General features: G+C 67.5%; 8 protein-coding genes. All 8 read right to left on the bottom strand.

Going from position 1 to position 7,916, the window contains the following annotated elements; translation table 11 throughout:
• A partial coding sequence (locus tag OS124_RS24335; protein ID WP_010139508.1) for a CaiB/BaiF CoA transferase family protein occupies positions 1-742 on the bottom strand: 742 nt, incomplete at its 3' end.
• Entirely contained in the window at positions 739-1,821 is a 1,083-nt protein-coding gene (locus OS124_RS0110350; protein ID WP_010139507.1) for a CoA transferase, read from the bottom strand. The genes OS124_RS0110350 and OS124_RS24335, both read right to left, overlap by 4 nt.
• Complete coding sequence (locus tag OS124_RS0110345) at positions 1,818-3,011, bottom strand: CaiB/BaiF CoA transferase family protein (RefSeq protein WP_010139506.1); 1,194 nt, start codon at positions 3,009-3,011, stop codon at positions 1,818-1,820. The genes OS124_RS0110350 and OS124_RS0110345 overlap by 4 nt, the downstream gene beginning before the upstream one ends.
• Positions 3,012-3,111: 100 nt before the next feature.
• On the bottom strand, positions 3,112-4,017 hold the full coding sequence (locus tag OS124_RS24330) for a 2-hydroxyacyl-CoA dehydratase family protein (protein WP_237708103.1): 906 nt from the start codon (positions 4,015-4,017) through the stop codon (positions 3,112-3,114).
• Positions 3,993-4,391, bottom strand: a complete 399-nt coding sequence (locus tag OS124_RS28000) for a hypothetical protein (RefSeq protein ID WP_237708102.1) — start codon at positions 4,389-4,391, stop codon at positions 3,993-3,995. The genes OS124_RS24330 and OS124_RS28000 overlap by 25 nt, the downstream gene beginning before the upstream one ends.
• Positions 4,388-5,452, bottom strand: coding sequence for a 2-hydroxyacyl-CoA dehydratase family protein (locus OS124_RS0110335; protein WP_010139504.1), 1,065 nt, complete (start codon positions 5,450-5,452; stop codon positions 4,388-4,390). Before OS124_RS0110335 ends, OS124_RS28000 begins: the two co-directional genes overlap by 4 nt.
• A 941-nt stretch (positions 5,453-6,393) precedes the next feature.
• A complete protein-coding gene (locus OS124_RS0110330; protein ID WP_010139503.1) occupies positions 6,394-7,581 on the bottom strand; it encodes an aromatic amino acid transaminase in 1,188 nt (395 codons plus the stop codon).
• 3 nt (positions 7,582-7,584) lie between these two features.
• Positions 7,585-7,916, bottom strand: a 332-nt coding sequence (locus OS124_RS24325; protein ID WP_010139502.1) for an NAD(P)-binding domain-containing protein, incomplete at its 5' end; no start/stop codon positions are given.

Genomic DNA, 7,916 nt, shown 5'->3' with positions numbered 1-7,916 from the left:
AGAGCCACTTGCCGTCGGCGCAGCGCCAGAGCCCGGTATCGGCCCGCCGCTGACCGCGCGGGGGCAGGGCGGTCGGATCGTCCGTGCGCGACAGCGTTCCGACAAGAAGGGTCATGGCGCAGTCAGACATGGCGATGTCCACATGCTGGCCCAGGCCGTCGCGATCCCGTGCCCGCAGCGCCGACAGGATGCCGAAGGCCGCATGGGTGCCGGTGGTCACGTCCGCTGCCGGGATGCCGGGGAAGCTGGGGCGGTCGGGGTCTTCGCCCACGCGGCTCAGCACACCCGCCACCGAGAGTGCGATCGGGTCGTGGCCAGGACGATCGCGATAGGGGCCTGTCTGGCCGCAGAGCGTCAGCGAACAGGTCACCAGCGCCGGGTTCGCCGCCATCAGCTGTTCATGCCCCAGGCCGAGCTTTGCCAGCACTCCTGGGCGGTAGTCCTCGACCACCACATCCACCTGGGCGGCGAGCGCGTGCAGCATGGCCTGCGCCTCCGGGTCGCCGATGTCGGCCAGGATCGAGCGCTTGTTGCGGGCAAGGATGTCCCGGCGGCGCATCCGGGCGCGGGTGGCGTCGTCCAGCCGGTCCCAGCCAAAGACCTTCGCCTGCTTGGCCAGTTCGCGCGGATGCTCCACCCGGATCACCTCGGCGCCCATGTCGGCCAGCAGCCAGGTGCAATAGGGGCCGGGCAGGAAGCGGGTGAAGTCGAGAACCTTGAGCCCCTCCAGCGCGCCGGTCATGTCCGGCTCCAGGCGAAATCGCGGGCCGGTATTGCGTCGGAGGCCCACCGTGCGGGCGGATCCTCGGGCAGGGAGGTCGTGAAGAGCGGCCCGGGGTAGCGGCGCGTGCCCTCGGGCGTCTCGACATCGACGAAGAGGCCGCGTGCCTTCAGCTGGGCGCTGTCGCGTACCTCGGCCGGGTCGAAGATGGGCGACAGTCCCCAGCCCCTCTCGACCGACCAGGCTTCCAGCTCGGCCTTGGTGTGGGACAGGAAGAAGGCGGCGACGATGCCTTCCCAGCGGCGGATCACCTGCTGGTCGGTGTCGGCGACCAGGATGTTGGCCCAGTCGATTTCGGCCAGTTCGCCGGCCACGCCTTCCTCGACCATCACGGCGACGATGGCGCGCATCATGCCGGGGTTGTCGACCATCGACCAGGTGACATGCCCGTCGGCGCAAGGGTAGACCAGCGTGACGCCCGACTTGCCACGGATCAGCTGGTTGCCCGGTCGGTGCCCGATGCGGCCGGTCCATTCGTAGGAGATCGCCTCGCGGTAGTTGGCCTGGGTGGCAGCCTGGCGCGCCGACAGGTCGATGCGTTGCCCGCGCCCGGTCTGGCGACGGGCGCGCAGGCCCAGCATCGCCGAGGTTGCGGCCTGGATGCCGGTCAGGGCATAGGCCTGTTCCCCGGGCAGTTTCAGCGGCGGGCGGTCCGGGTCGCCGATGATCGTCATCAGCCCCGATTGCGCCATCAGCGTCAGGTCGGTGGTCGGCGCCCCACAGGAGGGCGTGCCGGGCATCGAGGCCCAGGCCACCACATGCACGAGGCCGGGATTGAGCGCGATGTAGTCCTCGGGATCCCCCTGCGCGCGACGACGACCATCCAGCAGCACGTCGGCCCCGGCGATCAGCGTCCGCAGATCCTCGGGCTCGCCTGTGATCACGGTCTTGCCGTGGTGGTAGGCGCGGGCGCGATCGGTGCGGATGTCCCCGGGCAGGACGACGGCCACCTCCGCCCCCATCTCGGCCAGCATCCGGCCGCCCATGTCGGTCAGCCCGTCAGAAAGCTCCACCACCTTGATATGACTGAGCAGGCTCATGCCAGCGCCCCTTTCCCGATCAGGGATTCGACCTCGGCACGGCCCATCCCCAGGATGTCGTAGTAAACTTGGTCATTGTGCTGCCCGAGGATCGGCGCCGGACCCATGTGCCAGGGCGTGTCGTGCAGGCGCATGGCGAGGGCGGGCATCTTTGCCGGGCCGATCACCGGGTGTTCCGGCGCGACGAAATGGCCTCCGTCGATCAGGTCGCGCGCCTCGCAGAGGTCGCGGCCATCGGCCACCGGGGCGGCGGCGATGCCGCGCGCCCGCAAGGCCTCGGCAAGGGCGAACCGCTCGAACCCGGCGGTCAGGGCGGCGATCTCGGCCTCCAGCGCGTTCTCGTTGGCCTTGCGGGCCTCGGCCGTGACAAAGCGGGTGTCCATGGCCAACGTCGGGGCGCCCAGCTCCTCGCAGAGGGCGGGCCAGAGTGCGGGATCCTCCAGAGCGATGGCGATCCAGCGGTCGGGCCCCTCGGTAGGGAAGGCGCCATGGGGGGCCATGACGGCATCGCGGTTGCCCATGCGGACCACGTCGTCCTTGGCCAGCAGTTCGGGGATGACCTGCACCATCGACTCGATCTGGCTGACATCCAGGTGACAACCCAGCCCGGTGCGGTCGCGATGCTCCAGCGCGGCCATCACACCGACCGAGGCGAACAGCGGCGCGGTCACGTCGCCATAGGCGAAGGGCGGCAGGTGCGGATCGCCACCGGGCCAGCCGGTCAGTGCCGAATGGCCTGACTGGGCGGCGGCGATATTGCCGTAGCCGCGATACCCCGCCATCGGGCCGCTGCGCCCCGCCACCGAAACCGAGAGCATGATAAGTTCGGGACGGTCCGCCGAGAGCGTCGCGTAATCCAGCCCGATGCGGGCCATGTAACCGGGACTGAAGTTCTCGACCACCACGTCGGCCCAGTCACACAGCCGGCGCGCCACCGCCTGGCCCTCGGGATCGGAGAGGTTGATCGTCACGCTCAGCTTCGAGGTGTTCACCTGGCAGAAGAAGACCGAAGCATCGGGGTTCTTGCTGTCGCCATTGGCGAAGGGCGGCGAGAGGCGTCCAAGGTCCAGCCGCTTGCGGCTCTCCACCTTCACCACCGTGGCACCGTTGTCGGACAGATCCTTGGTGGCACGCGGTCCCGCGCCGACCCAGCTGAAATCCGCAACCTTCAGACCCTTGAGGGCTGTCATGTCGTTCCTCCCCTGCGGCGCACCGCAGCTCTTCCTGTTCCTCTCCACGCAGGGCCGGCTCCTCTTCCGGCGCTGCGCGGGGTTTGTTCCTGGGCCTGCGTCAGTCCGCGGGCACGGATTTCCGCGCCGCCACCTCGTCCAGCACCTCAGACACGCGGGCGGTGATCGCATCGCCGTCCCAGTCGCGCTGGTCCACCATGTCGGAATGCACCTCGATCACTCGGACGCCCGCCGCCTCCAGCGCATTGCGTGCGAAGAAGCTGCCGTAGCCGCCGAAGCGGTCGTGTTCGGGCACCAGCATCAGGGCAACGTCGATGCGGAAGCGCCTGGCCTGTTCCACCATCCAGCTGTTGACCCAGGGCGGCTGGTGCAGCTGTTCGTTGATGGCCGAGACCCGTGCCGCCAGGCTGCGCATCGGCCTGTCGTTCAGCGCCCGGATATAGCCGTCGCCGGCGAAAGGCAGGTACATCGACCAGGCAAAGACGGCGCCATGGCTTTCCTCGAACCGGGTGTAGAAGCCGGTGTCGAACCACAGGCCCGCGCCGATCCACATCATGCGGATCCGCTCGTTCTCGCAGACGGCCTCGTCGCGGGCGACGCGGCCCTTCACCTCTTCCAGGAAGGCGCGGGAATGCGACAGCGCCCAGTCGGAGCCGCGATGCCACTGCGGGATCATCACGTTGGGGATCTGTTCGGAGATGCGGATCGGCAGGCGCGGGGCCTCGGCCACCACGCTTGTTGCCTCGTCCATGATCGCTTCCTGTTCGTTGATCCGCTCGAGGTAGCGGGTGAAGGCTGCGCGGTCGAAGCTCCGCCCGGTCAGCTTCTCCAGTTCGGGTACCATGGCCTCCATCTCGGCCTCCAGCAGGTCGAGCCTGTCGGAGCCGTAGAACTCTTCCCAGTTGTCCCGCGCCTGAACCCACCAGTCCGGCTGCGGGTCGGGCACGGCGGGGGCAGACAGCAGGTGCAGCGGCGCGCCGGTCAGCTCTGCCCAGAGCTGGAAGATGCGTTGGTGATCGTCCGAGCTTTGCCGGGCGCAAAGCAGGCTGGGCGCGGGCAGGCCGCCCAGGGCGCGCGCTCGGCGTCGCCTTCCATCTGCGAGATCAGCGGCAGCGAGGAATAGCGGGCCAGCCGGTCGTGGTAGCCCTGTTCGTCCATCCAATCGAAATAGTAGCCTGAGAGCTGCTTGGCGGCGATTACGGCCGACCACCATTGGTTGGTGACCAGCGGGATGTCCATGAAGTGAAAAAGCTCATGCGGCGTGTCTGCATTGGCGAAGACGAAGGGCTCGCCGGCAGCGAGGCTGGAGCGCAGGCCCTTCAGCCAGTCGCGCTGGTATTCGGTAGCGATCCGGGCGCAGGTTTTGGGGGCCTCGGTCATGCCGGTTCTCCTTGCAGCAGGCGGGCAGCGCGGGCGTACCAGGCGGCATCGGGGCGCAGCGGGCGGAAGCCCAGGTGCACCAGCCTGATGCCAAGCTCGGACACCTCGCGGGTCAACGAAGGCAGGTCCCAACCGAAGCTGTGATCGGTTTCGTCCAGCTGTACGACCACCAGATCACAGCGGGCCTCTGCTATGGCTTGAAGAATGGCCGGGCGATAGCGGTCGGAGGGGGTACCTCGCGGGTGGAAGGGGTCTACTGCTATGGCGGCCAGATCGGTTGCGGCCTGGCCTGTCGGCCTGGGGGCGTGGTTGCCCAGTTGTGTCAGGTCGCAGACGATCGTGCCGGCCGTTTCGAGCGCCGCGTAAAGCTGCGGCTGGTCGCAAGCGGCCCCCAGCAGGGCGATCCTGCGGCCGGGGCGGGGCGTGTCGCGATCACCCATCGCGGCCGTCACGGCAGCCGTCAGGGCGTCGGCATGGCTGGCGGGATCCATCCAGCGCCCGGCCAGGCGCCAGATCATGGCGGTCTCACCGCTGACGCGGGCTTCGTCCTGGGCGCGGGCAAGCGCTTTCAGGGCCTCGCCCTGCGCTGCGAGCGTCCTGCCGTCATCGCCTTCCTTGGTGGCCGGCAGCCATTCTGCCAGGCGCGTCGCCTGGCGGGCGTTGAAGGTGGCTATCGGTCCGGTCGTGCCATGCAGCAGGTTCCACAGGAAGAAGGCCGGGCCGCGGTCCAGGACACCGGTGCGGCGCAGCTCGGTTGCGTATTGGTAGGCGGGCAGGGCCGCGGCGTCATCCCGGCAGAACACGATGCCGGACAGGTCATCGAAAGCCCCCGCGGCCAGACGGTTCAGGAACTCGACCGATCTCCTGTCCATGAAGGGCTCCGTGATCCGGGCCACATCCGGGTGCATGTCGGGGGCTGCCGGGGCCAGCGCAACGTCGACCGCCGAGACACCACGTCCTTGCAGAATCTGCCGGGGCAAGTCGTCGCCAAAGTAACCAATGGCACCACGCGGCAGGGCACGCGCCTTAGCAGCGCTTTCGAGCGTTTGTTCTGGGGTCATTTCGGCCTCCTCCTGCCGAGATAGTTTTGTTACCGAACTAAATTTGCGTGCTCCTGTCAAGCACCCTGCTGACCGCACACAGGTGTGAATGGCACTGGGATCCCCAGAAGGTGGCTGCCCATGTCCCGGGAAGCGCTCTGCCCACCGACGTCCGGACCGTTTGAAACTTGAGCTTTCGGTGAAGCTTGCCTGGCCGGAAAGGAGCGGACGTGCCTGTGGCCATCGAAGGTCAAGGAGCCGCCGAAGGCGCTTTTCCCGACACATGGCGAGCAAGGCAGGCCGGTCGCGGAGGTCTGCTGAAAGGCCGGGATCCGCCGGGAGGCCTGCTCCAGCTGCAAGAGGAGTCGCGGTGGCTTGCTTCCCGACGGGAGGCGCTCGAAGCTGAGAGCATGCGGTTGAAGACGCGCTATCGCATGCAATGCTCCGGGTGCTGTGCACTCGCCCGATGACGCTACCTGCCCGCTGTCGCAAGGCAGCCGGGACTGTTCAGATTGCTGTGGTTCAGCGTTTGGGAGCAGTGCGACTCGGCGCCGGCTCCACGTTAAGGCAGTGAAACGCATGGAGGCCGGTCCGTCGCTGGCCGCTCATGGATGCCGTTCATGTCAGGAGCAGCGGATGACCGCTGCCAGCCCTTCGGTGACAACCGTTCAAGCTGCTGCATGACGCCAGACGCCGACACGGGGAGGACGGCCATTTGCTGCGCGCGGGACAAACCGCTCAGCGCAGGGAGCGGCGGTTCGACCGGTAGCATCCAGATGACCGCTAAGCGTAGAAGTGGACATGCCTCATCGAACCGGGGTGCCTCCGCAGGCGCGCCCGAGCCGCTCCAGACATCGACCGGCTTGGGGTTTCTGCGCCACAGCTTCGCTCAAGCCGACATTTGCTTCGCCCGATCATCCGATTATGTGGCCGCACAAAGAGAACCGCAGGTTCGCGCATCGTCAGCTGGACGGTGACAGGAGCCCGCACACCGCCGTGACCAGCCAGCTGATGTCATCGTCGCCAAGGCGGGCCACGTTGATCCGGCCGCCCTGGACCACATGGATACCGTGGTCGCGGGTCAGGGCCATTTCCTGTGCGTCGTCCAGCGGCAGCAGCGAAAACATCCCCGATTGCCCTGCGAGGTAGGCCAGCCGGTCGGTGTGAAACAGATCGCGTTCAGTGGCGACGATCTGCTGGCGCATCCGCACCACCCTTTGGCGCATCTGGTCAAGCTCGCTCAGCCAGTGCGCCTTGAGCTCCGGGTCCTGCAGGATGGTGCGCACCACGGACGGTCCGTGGTCCGGGGCGTGAGATGCGCCAGAGCGCACGATGGCGGTGACGGCGCGGGTGAGGCGTCCACGGTCCTTCGCTCGGGTTTTCACAAACAGCGCCCCGGCGCGGTCGCGGTAGATGCCAAAGGACTTGGACAGGGTGATGCAGACAATGCATTCCGGGAAGCGTTCGGCGATGCGGCGGGCCACGGCGCAATCGGCCTCGAAACCTTCGACAAAGCCGAGGTAGGCAAGGTCGATCCATGGCACGACGCCGCGCGCCTCCAGCGCATCCAGCAGGGCGGTGATCTGGTCCTCGGACATGTCCGCGCCGGTGGGGTTGTGGCAGACCCCCTGCATCAGGAAGACATCGCCGGGCGGGGCGGCCTGCAACCCGTCGAGCATCTGCTCAAAGGTCAGCTTCGCGCGCAGCCGATCATAGTAGGGCAGCGTTTGATGCCGCGCCCCGGCGGCGGTCAGGATCGGGATGTAGTTGCCGTAGGTCGGCGATTGCAGCCAGACGGTGGGGGGCGTGGGCATCTGTGCCAAGAGGTCCGCCATCACCCGCAGCGCCACAGCGCCGCCGGAGGTCTGTGCGGTGACCCAGCTTTCATTGAAAGCCTTGCCAAGGACGACCTGACCAAGCGTGCTGCAATACTCCGCATCCCCGGTCAGCGCGAGGTAGGCCTTGCTTTCTTGCCTCTCGACCAGCCGCTGCTCGGCGCGTTTCACCGCCTCCAGCACCGGGGTGCGTCCCTGCGCGTCCTGGTAGATGCCGACCGTCAGGTTCAGCTTGTCCCGGCGCGGGTCCTGGGCAAAGAGATCTGCGCCGATCATGATCGGGTCGATGGCGTAGTCTTCGACCTGTTCAAACATCCCTCAGCCCTTTCCCAGCTCGACCGCGCGGTCCCGGCAAGCCGTCATCGCACGGGCAATGATCTCTGCATACTTGTTCTCTCGCATCGCGGTGATCGCCGCGCGGGTCGTGGCACCGGGCAAAGTCACACGGCGGCGCACCTCCTGCGCGATGACCTGCGGCTTGACCGCGAGGACGACGGTGTCTGCCTCGGCACAGCCTGCGCACAGGTCGTCCGTGAACCGGATGCCGTAGCGCGTCTGCAAAGGCACGCGCTGCTTCGCGCCCGGTTCGACGACGGTGATCTGCTCGGGGGACATGCCCTTCGCGATCAGCCCACCGAGGATCGCAGTGG

Source organism: Oceanicola sp. S124, from assembly GCF_000220565.1.
Lineage (GTDB): Bacteria > Pseudomonadota > Alphaproteobacteria > Rhodobacterales > Rhodobacteraceae > Pseudooceanicola.
Note: the sequence above shows the minus strand (reverse complement) of the source record. Positions and strands in the feature narration are given on the sequence as shown.